At 69.0% G+C, this 14,041-nt stretch carries 16 protein-coding genes; 9 read left to right on the top strand and 7 right to left on the bottom strand.

The window, feature by feature from the left end; genetic code table 11:
- Positions 1–7: 7 nt before the first annotated feature.
- Positions 8–568, bottom strand: a complete 561-nt coding sequence (petC, locus tag KUG41_RS13980; RefSeq protein ID WP_216904827.1) for a cytochrome b6-f complex iron-sulfur subunit — start codon at positions 566–568, stop codon at positions 8–10.
- 127 nt (positions 569–695) lie between these two features.
- Between petC and KUG41_RS13975 the strand changes: the two genes are divergently transcribed.
- Positions 696–1,025: a DUF3067 family protein gene (locus KUG41_RS13975; RefSeq protein ID WP_254217305.1), complete on the top strand. Its 330-nt coding sequence runs from the start codon at positions 696–698 to the stop codon at positions 1,023–1,025.
- A gap of 19 nt (positions 1,026–1,044) precedes the next feature.
- Here KUG41_RS13975 and tatC read toward each other — a convergent pair whose 3' ends face one another.
- Entirely contained in the window at positions 1,045–1,803 is a 759-nt protein-coding gene (gene tatC, locus KUG41_RS13970; RefSeq protein WP_216904825.1) for a twin-arginine translocase subunit TatC, read from the bottom strand.
- A complete protein-coding gene (locus KUG41_RS13965) occupies positions 1,800–3,509 on the bottom strand; it encodes an NFACT family protein (protein WP_216904824.1) in 1,710 nt (569 codons plus the stop codon). The genes tatC and KUG41_RS13965 overlap by 4 nt, the downstream gene beginning before the upstream one ends.
- A 59-nt stretch (positions 3,510–3,568) precedes the next feature.
- Between KUG41_RS13965 and gmk the strand changes: the two genes are divergently transcribed.
- Positions 3,569–4,153 (top strand): guanylate kinase, encoded by a 585-nt coding sequence (gene gmk, locus KUG41_RS13960; protein WP_216904823.1) that lies wholly within the window; start codon positions 3,569–3,571, stop codon positions 4,151–4,153.
- Between the two features lie 97 nt (positions 4,154–4,250).
- Here the strand turns inward: gmk and psaJ are convergent, their stop codons facing one another.
- Complete coding sequence (psaJ, locus tag KUG41_RS13955) at positions 4,251–4,367, bottom strand: photosystem I reaction center subunit IX (RefSeq protein WP_035834007.1); 117 nt, start codon at positions 4,365–4,367, stop codon at positions 4,251–4,253.
- A 67-nt stretch (positions 4,368–4,434) separates the two neighbouring features.
- The gene (locus KUG41_RS13950) at positions 4,435–4,944 is read right to left on the bottom strand and encodes a Photosystem I reaction center subunit III (protein ID WP_216904822.1); all 510 of its coding nucleotides are present in this window, start codon (positions 4,942–4,944) and stop codon (positions 4,435–4,437) included.
- A gap of 73 nt (positions 4,945–5,017) precedes the next feature.
- On the opposite strand from KUG41_RS13950, the gene tsaD reads away from it, so the two are divergent.
- Complete coding sequence (gene tsaD / locus KUG41_RS13945) at positions 5,018–6,073, top strand: tRNA (adenosine(37)-N6)-threonylcarbamoyltransferase complex transferase subunit TsaD (protein ID WP_216904821.1); 1,056 nt, start codon at positions 5,018–5,020, stop codon at positions 6,071–6,073.
- A gap of 38 nt (positions 6,074–6,111) precedes the next feature.
- On the top strand, positions 6,112–6,315 hold the full coding sequence (locus tag KUG41_RS13940) for a high light inducible protein (RefSeq protein ID WP_216904820.1): 204 nt from the start codon (positions 6,112–6,114) through the stop codon (positions 6,313–6,315).
- 75 nt (positions 6,316–6,390) lie between these two features.
- Here KUG41_RS13940 and KUG41_RS13935 read toward each other — a convergent pair whose 3' ends face one another.
- Positions 6,391–7,497 (bottom strand): type IV pilus twitching motility protein PilT, encoded by a 1,107-nt coding sequence (locus KUG41_RS13935; protein WP_254217304.1) that lies wholly within the window; start codon positions 7,495–7,497, stop codon positions 6,391–6,393.
- A 215-nt stretch (positions 7,498–7,712) separates the two neighbouring features.
- Here KUG41_RS13935 and wecB point away from each other — a divergent pair, with 215 nt between their 5' ends.
- Positions 7,713–8,843, top strand: a complete 1,131-nt coding sequence (gene wecB, locus KUG41_RS13930) for a non-hydrolyzing UDP-N-acetylglucosamine 2-epimerase (protein ID WP_371734161.1) — start codon at positions 7,713–7,715, stop codon at positions 8,841–8,843.
- A 25-nt stretch (positions 8,844–8,868) separates the two neighbouring features.
- Here the strand turns inward: wecB and KUG41_RS13925 are convergent, their stop codons facing one another.
- Positions 8,869–9,993, bottom strand: coding sequence for an efflux RND transporter periplasmic adaptor subunit (locus tag KUG41_RS13925; RefSeq protein ID WP_216904818.1), 1,125 nt, complete (start codon positions 9,991–9,993; stop codon positions 8,869–8,871).
- A 154-nt stretch (positions 9,994–10,147) separates the two neighbouring features.
- Here KUG41_RS13925 and ychF point away from each other — a divergent pair, with 154 nt between their 5' ends.
- The 4 genes from ychF (at position 10,148) to KUG41_RS13905 (ending at position 14,026) form a co-directional block, all read left to right on the top strand.
- On the top strand, positions 10,148–11,239 hold the full coding sequence (ychF, locus tag KUG41_RS13920) for a redox-regulated ATPase YchF (protein ID WP_216904817.1): 1,092 nt from the start codon (positions 10,148–10,150) through the stop codon (positions 11,237–11,239).
- Positions 11,240–11,250: 11 nt separating this feature from the next.
- Positions 11,251–12,159 (top strand): NAD(P)-dependent oxidoreductase, encoded by a 909-nt coding sequence (locus KUG41_RS13915; protein WP_216904816.1) that lies wholly within the window; start codon positions 11,251–11,253, stop codon positions 12,157–12,159.
- 69 nt (positions 12,160–12,228) lie between these two features.
- The gene (locus KUG41_RS13910) at positions 12,229–13,185 is read left to right on the top strand and encodes a glycosyltransferase family 2 protein (protein ID WP_216904815.1); all 957 of its coding nucleotides are present in this window, start codon (positions 12,229–12,231) and stop codon (positions 13,183–13,185) included.
- Between the two features lie 94 nt (positions 13,186–13,279).
- A complete protein-coding gene (locus tag KUG41_RS13905; protein ID WP_216904814.1) occupies positions 13,280–14,026 on the top strand; it encodes an ABC transporter ATP-binding protein in 747 nt (248 codons plus the stop codon).
- The last annotated feature ends 15 nt before the right edge of the window (positions 14,027–14,041 follow it).

Below are 14,041 nucleotides of genomic sequence, written 5' to 3'. Positions count from 1 at the left end.
GTGCGGATCAGGCCCACCAGGCCTTGTCGCCGGTGCGGAAATCGGTTTCGGTCCACTGGCTGAGGAACACGTTGTCGTTCTCGACGCTGACGTGGGCCAGGGCCAGGGAGAGGGGGGCGGGGCCGCGCACCACCTTGCCGGCGGCGTCGTACTGGCTGCCGTGGCAGGGACAGATGAACTTGTTGGCGCCGCTGTTCCAGGGCACCACGCAGCCCAGGTGGGTGCAGATGGCGTTGATGCCGTAGTCGCCGATGGCGTCGCCGCCTTCCACCAGCAGGTAGGTGGGGTCGCCCTTGAGGCCCTGGACCAGGCTGCGGTCGCCTTCTTTATGGGTGGAGAGCCAGCCGGAGGCGGTGACGTTGTTGCCCAGTTCGTCCTTGGCGGTGACGCCGCCACCGCTGCCGGCGGCCCTGGGGGGAATGAAGTATCTGACGACCGGATAGAGGGCACCGAGGGCAACGCCGGTGACGGAGCCGAAGGTGAGCAGGTTCATGAACTGCCGACGGCCCATGCCGGGCACATCTCCGGAAGCTCCACCGTTCGAGGAGGCCGCAGGGATCTGGGTCATAGGGAACGGCTCGGTGTGTCCGATACGACGTGGCGCCCATTATGAACCTTGCCCTTCCCTGCCCGGGTCCCTGTTCCATCCCCCTGAGGCGGGCTGCAACATGCTGTTGTGGAGTGCGCCATCCGCCATGACCTCGCCTGAGCCGCTTCGCCGCCAGGAGCTGCTGGATCTGCTGCGGGCCCGCTGGCAGGCCTCCTACGACCTGCAGCTGGTGCAGCGCCGCGGCCGCCTTTACCTGCATGTGATGTGGGGCTATCTGGAGCAGCAGTCCTTTCCGCTCACGCCCCAGGCCTACGAGGAGCATCTCGAGGAGCTGGTGGGCTCCCTCAACGGCCTGGGTGTGGCCTCCCAGGTGCGCCACTGGCTCCAGACCACCGCCGACCGGCCGCGACTGGGCAAGGCCCTGTCCCTGCCCCTGGAGCTGCCGCAGGGGCGCGCCAGCGAGTTCATGCTCTGAGCGGGTCCCCAGCCCCCGCTCAGGTGGAGGGCGTCGGGGAGGGCCGCACGCTCTCCGCCAGGGCCACCAGTCCCACCCCCAGCAGGTAGAGCGCCGTGATCGCTCCGGTGAGGAGCAGCATGGTGATCGGGTCGGTGGAGGGGGTGAGCACGGCGCCGGCCAGGGCCGCCACCAGCACCACCCAGCGCCAGGCGCCCAGCATGGTGCGCCAGTCGATCAGCCCCAGGGCCCCCAGCAGCAGCTGCAGCACCGGCAGCTGGAAGGCCAGGGCGGTGGCCACCATCAGCAGCAGCACGAAGTCGAGGTAGCGCTCGATCGACCAGATCGGTTCCACCACGTCGGCGCCGTAGGACACCAGGAAGCGCAGGGCGGCCGGCACCAGGGCCCACCAGGCGAAGGCCAGCCCCGCTGCGAACAGCACCGTGGAGCCGGCCACGGCGGGCGCCACCAGCTTCCGCTCGCGCCGGCTCAGCCCCGGCAGCACGAAGGCCAGGGCTTCGAAGATCACGTAGGGCAGGGCCAGGGTCAGGCCCGCGTAGCCCGCCACCTTGAGGGACACGAACAGGAATTCGCCGGGGGCCAGCTGCAGGAAGCGGATCCCATCGGCCGGCACCTCCAGCAGCCGCACCAGCGGCCGCACTCCCACCAGGCAGGCGGCGGCTCCGACCACCACGGCCAGGAGGCTGCGCAGCACGCGCCTGCGGAGCTCCTCAAGGTGCTCCACCAGGCTCATCTGCACCTCGCCGGGGAAATCGTCCTCGGGGATGATGTCGCTCATGGCTGATCCGATGAGGGCAGCCTAGGGGGCTCCGCCAGCCGATCCGAGGCCCGCTCCGGCACCGCCCACAGCACCTCACCGCCCCGATGGCGCACGGTGCCGGGGCCGGCCCCGGCAATGCGCTGCAGATCCCCGGTGGGCACCATCACCACCGGTACCCGAGCGTTGGCCCTTGCCCGGCTGAAGTGGGCCGCCAGATCGGCCGCTTCGCGCAGGTCCTCCTCCGTGGGGCTGCCCTCCGAGCCCTTCAGCACCACATGGCTTCCCGGGCACTCCTGGGCGTGGAACCAGAGATCGCCGCGGCGGGCCTGCTGCAGGCTGATCCATTCGTTCTGGCGGTGGTTGCGCCCCACCTGCAGCCGCAGGCCGCCGCTGCTGCGCAGCTCCAGGGGGGTCGGCGCGCCGCCGGCCGATCCCCGCCGGGTGCGCCGGGAGGGACCGGAACCCTGGCCGTCCCGCGCCGGCAGCAGGGCCGGCAGGTCCTCCTCCACGGCGGTCAGCTGGGCGGCGCTCTCCGCCTGCTCCAGGAAGGTGAGACTGGCCTCGATCGCCGCCAGCCGCTGCTGGTGAAGCTCCAGCCGGGGCGTGATGGCCGCCAGCGAGCGGCGCAGCTTGCGGGCCTTGCGGTACAGCCTCTGAGCCTCCTCCACCTGCTCCCGCGACGGTGCCGGCAGGCTCAGCAGGGCGTCGGCCTGTTCCTGCATCCCTTCGCTGCCGGGCACCGCCGCCAGCAGGGCCCGTTGCTGGTCGGCGTTGCGGCGCTCCCTGTCCGCCGCGTGCTGCAGCCGTTGCCGCAGGGTCGTGCGCCGCTGCTCCAGGGCCCGGCGTCCCAGCCGTTCGTCGTAGTAGCCCGCCAGTCCACGGTTGATCGGCCAGGGATCGGGGGGCGCCGGCGCGTCGGTGGGCCCGGGGTCCCAGCAGCGATAGTCGCTGGGGCCGCCCCAGCCCAGCTGGAACCGCTCCTCGCTCACTGCCTCCAGCCAGCGGCGCCAGCGCTGCCAGAGGCGCTCCCACTGCTCCGTCTGCAGGGAGGCCACCGGCCGGGCCAGTCCCTCCTGGGCCAGCTGGCGGGCCAGGGCCGGCCCGATGCCCTGGTAGGCGCCCATCAGAGCCTCGCCCAGCGTCTGGGGCAGCAGGGTGAGACGGCGCTGCCAGGAGGCGAACGGCTCCGCCAGCCGGGGGGGCTCCCCCGCCATGGGGGGCGGCGGGACGTAGGCATCCCCCGTGCCGATGGGCCGCAGCCGGGAGCGGTCCTGCCGCACCTGGCGGGCCAGGGCGATCACCCGCCGCTCGCCGTCGAGCAGGAAGAGATTGCTGTGGCGCCCCATCGCCTCCAGCACCAGCTGCCGCTGGAGCGGCTCACCGGGACGGCGGGCGAAGCCCAGTTCCACCACCCGCTCCCAGCCCTGCTGCTCGAGGCTCACCAGGGCCAGGCCCCGCAGGCCGTGCTGGAGCTGCTGGGCCAGGGTGCTGCCATCCCCCTGGCGGGGCGGCGGGTCGATGAGCAGCAGCCTGGGGGCCTCCGCCAGCCAGCTCAGCTCCAGCCAGCGGCTGCCCTGGAGGCTGCGCAGGCCCAGCTGCAGCCGATGGCTGTCGGCTTGCTGGGCCTTCTCGAAGCGGCTGGGCAGAACCACCGGGCGCATTTCCGCCAGCACGGCGCGCAGGCTGGTCACATCCATGGCCTGGATGGGCGGGGATGGGGCCATCGCCTCGAATGCTGTCCTGTGCGGTCCACCCCTACTGTGCGCCCCAGCGCCCGCGATCCATGGCACCCTCCCCCCTTCCCGGCCGGCTCACGGTGATCACCGGTCCCAGCGGGGTGGGCAAGGGAACCCTGGTGGCCCGGCTGCAGCAGCGCCATCCGGCCCTCTGGCTCTCGGTGTCGGCCACCACCCGGGCCCCCCGGGCCGGGGAGATCGATGGGCAGCACTATGTCTTCCTTTCGCGCCCGGAGTTTGAGCGTCGGGTGGCCGAGGGGAGATTCCTGGAATGGGCCGCATTCGCGGGGCACCTCTACGGCACTCCCCGGGGGCCGGTGGAGGCCCACCTGGCCCAGGGCCAGCCCGTGCTTCTGGAGATCGAGCTGGAGGGGGCCCGTCAGGTGCGGCAGACCTTTCCGTCCGCCTTCCAGCTGCTGATCAAGCCCCCCTCCTTCGCGGAGCTGGAGCGCCGCATCCGCGGCCGCGGCACCGACGCCGAGGAGGCCATCCGCAGGCGCCTGGACCGGGCGCGGGTGGAACTGGAGGCCGAGGCCGAGTTCGATGCGGTGCTGGTGAACGCCGATCTGGAGGCGGCGGTGGTGGAGCTGGAACGACTGGTCGGTCTCGGACCGTCGCCGGCAGGATCCTGACGCTCCACTGGAAGGGGCAGCCATGAAAAAAGCGACCCGAAGGGTCGCCAGAGCCTCAGCAGAGGAATCGATCCGGCTGCGGTGCAGGCCCGGTGATTCAGAGGGGGTGGAAGAGCAGGTCGGGGAAGAATCGGTTGAATTCGATCATGATCCCGGCGGTGATGCCGAACCAGATCGCGGCGAAGACCGGGGCAGTGGTGAGGAACTTCTTCATGGAGAGGCGGTGCGATAGGGGCGGCTGATTGAGAGATCCGGAACGGTTCCGGCTTGGGAGGTCGTCCTCAGCGGGGAGAGACGGTCACCTTGCTGTCGTCTTCGAGCAGCTTGCCGCCGGTGAATTCCTTGAAGGCGGCCAGGGGCCAGCTGGCGGCGGCCAGGGTGCTCTTGAAGGCCAGGGGCAGGTCGATCTGGATCTCCTTCATGTTGGCGTCCTTGGCGCCCCGCACGGCCTGGATGTAGGAGCGACCGGCCCAGCCGATGCAGCCGGCGATGTAGAGGAAGGCGATGCCGGGGATCGTGAAGTCACCGGCGTGGTTCCAGCGACCGTCGACGATCAGGTGGGGCAGGCCATCGGTGCCGCACAGGGCCTGGCCGTACATGGCGAAGCGGGCCTTGGCCTGGTCGGTGCTGGCTCCGGCGGCGCGCTGCTGGAAGCGGGGATTCTCGCTGCAGGGGGTCAGCCCGCCGATGTCGGCCTGGGCCGATGGGGCGAAGCCGAAGAGCAGGAAGACGGACGCCACAAGGGCGAACAGTCCGGTGGCGAAGGAACGGCTGGAGAGAAAACGGCGCATGGAGAGGGGCCGCGGGTGAACTGCCGCGGGGCAGGATGGCTCGTGCGGACAGTAGGGGAGCTCTCCGGGGCACATGAGCACGGTTCTGGCCCTCGAAACAAGTTGTGACGAGTCGGCGGCGGCGATCGTGTCCGGTCGGCGGGTGCTGGCGGGGGCGGTGGCCACCCAGATGGAGGAACACGCCCGCTGGGGCGGGGTGGTGCCCGAAATCGCCTCCCGGCGCCACGTGGAGGCCCTGCCGGCCCTGATCGCCCGGGTGCTGGCGGAGAGCGGCCTGGCCATGGCCGACCTCGACGCCATCGCCGCCACCGTGGCCCCCGGACTGGCCGGGGCCCTCCTGGTGGGGTCGGTGACGGGGCGGACCCTGGCGCGGCTCCACGCCAAGCCGTTCCTGGGCGTGCACCATCTGGAGGGCCATCTCTGTTCTGTGCATCTGGGCGAGCCCCTGCCGGCGGGCCCCTACCTGGTCCTGCTCGTCAGTGGCGGCCACACCGAACTGATCCGGGTCGACGGCCCGGGGGTCTACGCCCGCCTGGGCCGCAGCCGCGACGACGCCGCCGGCGAATGCTTCGACAAGGTGGCCCGACTGCTGGGCCTGGGGTATCCGGGAGGACCGGCGATCGAAGCGATCGCGGTGGGCGGTGATCCCCGTCGCTTTCAGTTCCCCAAGGGGAGGGTGTCCCTGCCCCAGGGGGGCTTTCATCCCTACGACTTCAGCTTCAGTGGCCTCAAGACGGCCGTGCTCCGCCAGGTCCGGACGCTGAGCGACCAGGGCGGGGAGCTGCCGGTGGCCGACCTGGCGGCGAGTTTCGAGCAGGTGGTGGCCGAGGTGCTGGTGGAACGCAGCTGCCGTTGCGCGGTCGAGGCGGGCCTGGGCACCCTGGTGCTGGTGGGCGGCGTGGCCGCCAATGCCCGCCTGCGGCGCCTGATGGAGGTGGCCGCGGGCGCCCGGGGGCTGGAGTGGCGCCTGGCTCCGCTGGCCTACTGCACCGACAATGCGGCCATGGTGGGTCTGGCGGCGATCGAGCGGTTCGAAGCCGGAAACCGCAGCCGGATCGCTCTTGGGGTGGCGGCCCGGCTGCCCCTGGACCAGGCGGGAGGGCTCTATGCACCGCAGCCACCCTTTTGATGCCCCTATGGTGGGTAGGTCGCCGCAGGATCGGCCCCATGGCCTCCGCGAAACCCCTGCCACTCGACTCCCCCCTGGTGGAGACGGAACTGGTGGAGACGGAACCCGTTTCTCAGCAGGAACTCAATGCCTGGCGCCGCGGTTTCACCCCCCAGGCCGAGATCTGGAACGGCCGCCTGGCCATGCTCGGATTGTCCGTCGGACTGAGCGTGCTGCTGGTGGTTCGCCTTGCAGGCGGCTGATCCAGCCTTGCCGATGTCCTGACCCAGCGGGTCTCACCCCAGGTCTCCTCCTTTCAGTAGAGCGGCGGTTCTCGTTCAGGTCCTTCCGCGCAAGGTCTGGGCCAGCTCGCTGGGCTTGTGGCTGGCAGCCATGGCTTCCTCACCGTTGACCTTGCCCTCCTGAACAAGGCGAGCCAGATACTGGTTGGAGGTGATCATGCCATCGAAGCCGCTGCGCTCCATGATCGACTCGATCTCGTCAAGATCGGCTCTCTGGATGTAATCGCGGCAGGCATCGGTGTTGATGAACACATCGTGAAAGGATGTCCGCTTGCCATCGACCGTTTTGATCAGGCCCTGGGAGATCACGCCCAGAAGCGAATCGGACACCGCCCGACGCACCCCATCCTGTTCCTGAGGGGGGTACATCCCCAACATGCGCTCAACTGCCCGGACGGCGGAATTGGTGTGCAGGGTGCCGAGCAGCAGGTGGCCGGTCTGGGAGGCTTCGATGGCGGTGGTGAGGGTTTCCTGGTCGCGGATCTCACCGATCAGGATCACATCGGGATCCTCGCGCAGCGCCGCCCGCAGGGCCGTCTTGAAGTACTTGGTGTGGGTACCGAGTTCTCTCTGACGGATCAGCGACTGGCGGCTCTTGTGAACGAATTCCACGGGATCCTCAATGGTGAGGATGTGGCGTTTCATCGTTCGGTTGATGTGGTCGATGACCGCGGCCAGCGTCGTGCTCTTGCCCGAACCTGTGGGTCCGGTCACCAGGAGCATGCCCTTGGGCCGCAGGGCCAGATCCTTGAGCACCTGGGGCAGGTTCAGTTCATCGATGCTGGGAATGGTCTGGGGGATGAGCCGCAAGACCATCGCTGGGCCCAGAAGCGATTCCAGCAGATTGACCCGGATCCGCACGAAGCCGAAGGCGAAGGAGCCGTCATGCTCCTTCTGCTGGATGAAGCGATCAATCTCGGCGGGCTCCATGATTTCCCGCAGCCAGTCCCGGAAGGTGATGCTGTCGGTGGCCGGGAGGCCTGCAGGCAGCATGTCGCCACGGTTGCGGAAGCGGGGTTCTTCGCCGACGCCCAGGTGAATGTCGGAAAAATTACGATCGAACGCCACCCGCACGATGTCCTCGAGCTTCGGCGGCGGTCCCCCGTTGAAGAGCATCGGCGGGGCCGTTTCGGCGAGAAACATCGACCCAGGACTTGTTCCCTCCGGTGGAGGCGGCGGGGGTGCCTGTGGCATGGAAGAACTCTGCAAAACCTGGGGGCCAGCTGGAGCGTTCAAGTGTCGGGAATGATCTTAGGTGCGGATTCGTTTCCTGCGACTCCTTCGTTGCCCCATCGCCATCCGGGTCTGCGGGGAGAAGAACCTGGCCTCCCTAGGATCGGTCACCACCGCACCGGATCGTGTCCCCACTGCCTCTGGTCAGCATCGTTCTGGGTACGCGCCCGGAGGCCATCAAGCTGGCCCCGGTCATCCTGGCGTTCCAGCGGGCTCCCGAGTTCCGCACCCGGGTGGTGCTCACCGGGCAGCACCGGGAAATGGTCACCCAGGTGATGCGTCTGTTCGGCCTCATCGCCGACCACGACCTGGCCCTGATGGCGCCCAAGCAGACCCTCACCCATGTCACCTGCGCGGCCCTGCAGGGGCTGAGAGAGGAGTTCGAGGCCCATCCACCCGATCTCGTCCTGGTGCAGGGCGACACCACCACCGCCTTCGCCAGCGCCCTTGCCGCCTTCTACGAGCAGATTCCCGTGGGCCACGTCGAGGCGGGCCTGCGCACCGATGACCTGCTCGACCCCTTCCCGGAGGAGGCGAACCGACGCCTCATCTCCCAGCTGGCCCGCCTGCACTTCGCCCCCACTGCGCAGTCGGCGGAGAATCTGAGGAGATCGGGTGTGGTGGGGGAGATCCTCACCACCGGCAACACGGTGATCGATGCCCTGCTGCTGATGGCCCGCACCGCTCCCGACTGGGACCTGGCGGGACTCGACTGGCAGCATCAGCGGGTGCTGCTGGCCACCGTGCATCGGCGGGAGAACTGGGGGGATCGCCTGCAGCACATCGGCCAGGGATTTCTGGAGGTGCTCGAACGCTTCCCCGACACTGCCCTGCTGCTGCCCCTGCACCGCAATCCCACGGTGCGGGAGCCCCTGCAGGAGCTGCTGGGCAGCCATCCCCGCGCCTTCCTCACCGAACCCCTCGACTATGACCGGCTGGTGGCGGCGATGCGCGGCTGCACCCTGCTGCTCACCGATTCGGGGGGGCTGCAGGAAGAAGCCCCTGCCCTCGGCAAGCCCGTGCTGGTGCTGCGGCGCACCACCGAGAGGCCCGAAGCGGTGACGGCCGGTACGGCGAAGCTGATCGGAACCGACAGCGCAGCGATTCTGGCGGAGACCAGCCGGCTGCTGCAGGACCCGGAGGCCTACGGCGCCATGGCCCGCGCCCATAATCCCTTCGGCGACGGCGAAGCCAGCGGCCGGATCGTGGCGGCGGCGGGGCGGTTCCTCGGTGTGGGAACACCGGTCGCCACCTGAGGCAGGGCCTCAGGGCCATCGAGGCTCATCTGCGTTTGCTGGCCCAGGGGGGCAGGTCGATGAACACCCGGGTGCCGCGCTCCAGGCCCGTGAGGATCTGGGTGTCCTTGCCGCTGCTGGCCCCCAGTTCCACCGGCTGGAAGGTGGGCTCCTGGCCCTTGCCGACCAGCAGCACGCCGGGGCGGCCGTCCTCGGTGACGATCGCCACCGTCGGCACCAGCGTCCGGGCCTGGAGGGTGCCGGTCTGGAAGTCGATGTCGGCGGTCATGCCGATGCGCAGCTCCGGGGCGGGTTCGAGGAACTGCAGTTTCACTTCGAAGGAGGTGACGTTGTTGGTCTTCACCGCCCGGGGCGCGATCTGACGCACCCGCGCCTGGAAGCGGCGATCGGGGAAGGCATCCACCCGCACCGAGGCGGGCAGGCCCACTTTCAGCCGGCCGATGTCGCTCTCGGGGACCTTGGCCACCACCTCAAGCCCTTCGGCCAGTTCCACGATCGAGGAGCTGGTGGCGCCGGCGGTGGCCGAGGCGGTGGTGGTGGGGGTGACGAAGGCGCCGGGGTCGGCGTAGCGCTGGCTGATCACCCCGTCGAAGGGGGCCCGCACGATCAGTTCGTCCCGCTCCACCAGCCGCTGCTTGAGCCGTTCCCGGGCGGCCGCGGTGGCCAGGCGTCGCACCTGGGCCTCGGCCCGGAACCGGTTCATGTCATTGAGGCTGATCGCCCCCTGGCGGAAGAGGGGTTCGTTGCGGCGCAGCTCGCTGTCGCTGCGCCGCTGCTCCGCTTCCGCCGAGAGCACGTTGGCCTGCAGTTCCATCAACCGGTCGCGCAGGTCACCGTCGTCCATGCGGGCGAGGGGCTGGCCCTTGCGCACCGGGTCGCCCTCATCCACCAGCAGCTCCACCAGAATCCCCTGACGCTTGGGGCTGACATTGACCCGCTGGACGGCATCGAGTTCACCGCTCGCGGTGATCACACCGGGCAGGGACCCCTCCTTGGCCACAACGGTGAACGGAGCCAGGTCCCGGCCGGTGGCCATCCGCTGCCGCTGCCAGATCCCGGCGGCGGTGATCAGGGCCAGACCGACGGCCAGACCGATCCAGAGCCGGCGACGGCGGGTGCGGCGAGGTGGTCTGACGGGGGCTGTCGGCACTTGCGCATCCTGGGGCGGAGCGGGTGCCTGCGGCAGGGGGGTGAGGGAGGGAATGGACCGACGTGTCGCTCAGACCAGTTTCGCGCGCCCGCCCGCGGCTTGGCGATGGGGGAGGACCGAAGGCCCCCTGGCCGGCGCCATCTAGATTCCGGCCATGCTCAAAGCCGGAATCGTCGGGCTGCCCAACGTGGGCAAGTCGACCCTGTTCAACGCCCTGGTGGCCAACGCCCAGGCCCAGGCCGCCAACTTTCCCTTCTGCACCATCGAGCCCAACGTGGGGGTCGTGGCGGTGCCGGACGAACGGCTGCAGCAGCTCTCCGATCTCTCCCGTTCGAAGGAGATCGTCGCCACCCGGGTGGAGTTCGTCGACATCGCCGGACTGGTGGAGGGGGCCAGCCAGGGGGAGGGACTGGGCAACAAGTTTCTGGCCAACATCCGTGAGGTGGATGCCATCGTCCACGTGGTGCGCTGCTTCGAGGACGATGACGTCATCCATGTGTCCGGCAGCGTCGACCCGGTGCGGGATGCGGAGGTGATCAACCTGGAGCTGGGCCTGGCGGATCTGGCCCAGATCGAGAAGCGGCGTGAGCGGCTGAAGAAGCAGACCCGCACCAGCAAGGAGGCCCAGCTGGAGGACGGAGCCCTGGCCCGGCTGCAGGCGGAACTGGAGCAGGGTGGGGCGGCGCGCCGGGTGAGCCTGAGCGAGGAGGAGGAGGTCCTGGTGCGGACGCTTGGCCTGCTGACCGCCAAGCCGATCATCTACGCCACCAACGTCAGCGAGGACGATCTGGCCGGCGGCAATGCCTGGGTGCGTGCGGTGGAGGAGCTGGCAGCCAGGGAGGCGGCCGAGGCGGTGCGCATCTCCGCCCAGGTGGAGGCCGAACTGGTGGATCTGGCCGCCGAGGAGCGGGCCGACTATCTGGCCGGCCTGGGAGTGAGCGAAGGCGGCCTGCAGAGCCTGATCCGCGCCACCTACAAGCTGCTGGGTCTGCGCACTTACTTCACCACCGGCGAGAAGGAAACCCGCGCCTGGACCATCACCGCCGGCATGACCGCCCCCCAGGCCGCCGGTGTGATCCACACCGATTTCGAGCGGGGCTTCATCCGCGCCCAGACCGTGGCCTACGGCCAGCTGCTGGAGGCCGGCTCCCTGGCCGAGGCCCGCAATCGCGGCTGGCTGCGCAGCGAGGGCAAGGAGTACGTGGTGGCTGAGGGGGATGTGATGGAGTTCCTGTTCAACGTCTGAGGCTGGACACCGTGACCAAGCCCGTCGCGTTCATCGGTCTGGGGGCCCTGGGGATGCCGATGGCCTCCAACCTGCTGGCCGGGGGGTTCCCCCTCACGGTCCACAACCGCAGCAGGCAGCGGGAGCTCCCGCTGGCCGCCGCCGGGGCCCGCCGGACCGCCACAGCGGCGCAGGCGGCGGACGGCGCCGATCTGCTGGCCCTGTGCCTGAGCGACGACGCCGCCGTGGTCGAGGTGTTGCTGGGGGAAGGCCGCGGCGTTCCCGCGGCCGCTGCCGTGGCAGGCCTGGCACCCGGGAGCCTGGTGATCGACTTCTCCACCATTGCTCCGGACACCTCCCGCCGCCTGGCCGCCGCCCTGGCCGAGCGGGATGTGGCCTATCTGGATGCCCCGGTGACGGGCGGCACGGAGGGGGCCCGGGCTGCCACCCTCTCGGTGCTGGTGGGTGGTGCCGCCACCGATCTGGAGCGGGCCCGTCCCGTGCTGGAGGCCGTGGGCGGCTCCATCGGTCACTTCGGGCCGGTGGGAGCTGGCCAGGAGGCCAAGGCCGTCAATCAGGTGCTGGTGGCGGGCAGCTACGCGGCCGTGGCGGAGGCCATGGCCCTGGGGCAGCACCTCGGCCTGCCGATGGAGGCGCTGCGCCGGTCCCTGATGGGGGGGGCCGCCGGTTCCTGGGCCCTGGAACACCGGGCCGGCGCCATGTTGCGGGGCGAGTTTCCACTTGGTTTCCGGCTGCGGCTGCACCGCAAGGATCTGGCCATCGCCCTTCAGGCTGCCGCCACCAGCGGTCTGGGGCTGCCTGTGGCGGCCCAGGTGGCAGCGATGGAGGACGCCCTGATCGCGGCGGGGTACGGGGATGAGGATGTGTCGGCCCTGGCCCGCTGGTTCCCGTCGGTCTGCGATGGGTCATCCGCAGGCTGATCAGCCCTCTGCGGGGGTGCAGACGTCCTGGGTCCTTATGCTTTGCCCCAGAGGTCAGCCAGACGCGGCATGAGATTCGCCTGCGTGATGATGCAGAAGAACGAAACGATTCTGCTGGATCCATGGATTCGTTACCACGCTGATCTGGTGGGCCACGAAAATCTGTTCATCTTCGATAACGGCTCCACGTCCCGCTCCGTTGTACGGACTCTGAAGCAGGCCCAGCGCAGTGGCGTGCATGTGTTCTGGGAGTATGGGAGTCCTCGGCATCATCGCGAGCGCGGCCCGCTGATCGTCGACCTGATTCAGCGCCTGGATCGGGAAGACAGCTTCGACTTCTACTTCCTGCTGGATTGTGACGAGTTCCTCGCCTGCCAGACCGATGCCGGGTCCTCCTGTCGGCGGCAGGATCTCGAAGGGGCCTTACAGCCTTTCCTCGGCAGCGACGACGTTCTGACGATCCAGCACAAGTACTGGCATAACCCCTGCCGCAAAGACTTCTACGCCCTCACGACGTCGAGCCCCAAGTGCTTTTTTGCCTACGCAGCCTGTGGCTATCTGGACCATGGCTACCACCAGGGGCGCTCCAGGCTGGGCGACCGCAAGACGTCCACAGCAATTGTTTATTTCGAATTCCATTACAAGCCCTACCGACCCCACAGAATCAGCAGCAAGCAGCATCTCTCCGGCATCTTGCAGGATTTTTCCAGAAGGTCGCTGCTCGCTTATCGGGAGAAGCAGGGATTTTGTTTTCACTGTGCCGTGGATCTGCTGATGGGCAAGTATGACTATGTCCATTCTTTTCTCACACTCGAGGGCCTGGTGGAGATCCCGGCGATGCTCTTGATGTTTGATCGGCTTGGAATCAGCTATGGGGCGCTGTTCGAGCCCATGCCACCGATCCCGATGGCTCTGTATCTGCCTCTGCTGAGGATCAGGCAAGGCTTCATGCATCGATGGGACGTCGTCATCGATGTCCTTCGAAGAGGCCTGTGGTCTCTGCGGCGCCTGGCGCGTGGCGACTGATCGGGTTGCTGCCTCAGCCAGCGGCCACAACCCCCGGGATGGGACGGGTACCGTGAATCGGCTTCCACACCCCGTTTCCTTCGAATCCGCCTCCATGTCCGATCAGCCTTCCACGGGTGCTTGCACCACGGCAGCGATCGAACTGAAGGGGCTTCGCAAGCGCTTTCAGGAGGGAGATACGGAACGGGTGGTGCTCGAGGCCGTTGACCTCCACATCGCTCCGGGACAGTTCGTGGTGCTGCTTGGCCAGAGCGGCAGCGGCAAGAGCACCCTGCTGAACCTCATTGGCGGCATCGATACCCCGTCCTCCGGATCGGTGCGCATCGCCGGGGTGGATCTCACCGCCCTCGACGAGCGGCGCCGCACCCTCTTCCGTCGGGATCGCATCGGCTTCATCTTTCAGTTCTTCAACCTGATCCCCACCCTCTCGGTGCTGGAGAACATCACCCTGCCCGGTGAACTGGCAGGTCTGCCTCGCCCGTCTCTGGAGATCGGGGCACGCGACCTTCTGGCCCGGGTGGGACTGGCGGACCGGGCCGCCGCCATGCCCGACCGGCTCTCGGGGGGCCAGCAGCAGCGTGTCGCCATCGCCCGGGCGCTCCTGCACCAGCCCCTGCTGATCCTGGCCGACGAGCCCACCGGCAACCTGGACGAACACACCGGCGAGCAGGTGCTCCAGCTGCTGATCGCCCTCACCCGCCAGCAGGGCCGCACTCTGATCATGGCCACCCACAACGCCGCCATCGCCGAGCGGGCCGACCGGGTGCTGCGGGTTCAGGAGGGCCACCTGCTCGAGGAAGCAGCGTCCCCACCGGCGGCGATCGCCGAGGCGGCGGCGTGAGCCAGGAGCAGCCAG

The sequence above is a fragment of the Synechococcus sp. CCY 9618 genome (genome assembly GCF_019038415.1).
In the GTDB taxonomy this organism is placed as follows: Bacteria; Cyanobacteriota; Cyanobacteriia; order PCC-6307; family Cyanobiaceae; genus Cyanobium.
This window is presented reverse-complemented; position numbering and strand designations above follow the sequence as displayed.

Excerpts from the sequence above, each read along its gene's own strand:
- gmk (WP_216904823.1), top strand. The coding sequence starts at position 3,569 with ATGGCACCCTCCCCCCTTCCCGGCCGGCTCACGGTGATCACCGGTCCC.
- KUG41_RS13975 (WP_254217305.1), top strand. The coding sequence starts at position 696 with ATGACCTCGCCTGAGCCGCTTCGCCGCCAGGAGCTGCTGGATCTGCTG.
- KUG41_RS13965 (WP_216904824.1), bottom strand. The coding sequence starts at position 3,509 with ATGGCCCCATCCCCGCCCATCCAGGCCATGGATGTGACCAGCCTGCGC.
- tatC (WP_216904825.1), bottom strand. The coding sequence starts at position 1,803 with ATGAGCGACATCATCCCCGAGGACGATTTCCCCGGCGAGGTGCAGATG.
- KUG41_RS13950 (WP_216904822.1), bottom strand. The coding sequence starts at position 4,944 with ATGCGCCGTTTTCTCTCCAGCCGTTCCTTCGCCACCGGACTGTTCGCC.
- KUG41_RS13905 (WP_216904814.1), top strand. The coding sequence starts at position 13,280 with ATGTCCGATCAGCCTTCCACGGGTGCTTGCACCACGGCAGCGATCGAA.
- psaJ (WP_035834007.1), bottom strand. The coding sequence starts at position 4,367 with ATGAAGAAGTTCCTCACCACTGCCCCGGTCTTCGCCGCGATCTGGTTC.
- KUG41_RS13910 (WP_216904815.1), top strand. The coding sequence starts at position 12,229 with ATGAGATTCGCCTGCGTGATGATGCAGAAGAACGAAACGATTCTGCTG.
- ychF (WP_216904817.1), top strand. The coding sequence starts at position 10,148 with ATGCTCAAAGCCGGAATCGTCGGGCTGCCCAACGTGGGCAAGTCGACC.
- KUG41_RS13935 (WP_254217304.1), bottom strand. The coding sequence starts at position 7,497 with ATGTTTCTCGCCGAAACGGCCCCGCCGATGCTCTTCAACGGGGGACCG.
- KUG41_RS13940 (WP_216904820.1), top strand. The coding sequence starts at position 6,112 with ATGGCCTCCGCGAAACCCCTGCCACTCGACTCCCCCCTGGTGGAGACG.
- petC (WP_216904827.1), bottom strand. The coding sequence starts at position 568 with ATGACCCAGATCCCTGCGGCCTCCTCGAACGGTGGAGCTTCCGGAGAT.
- tsaD (WP_216904821.1), top strand. The coding sequence starts at position 5,018 with ATGAGCACGGTTCTGGCCCTCGAAACAAGTTGTGACGAGTCGGCGGCG.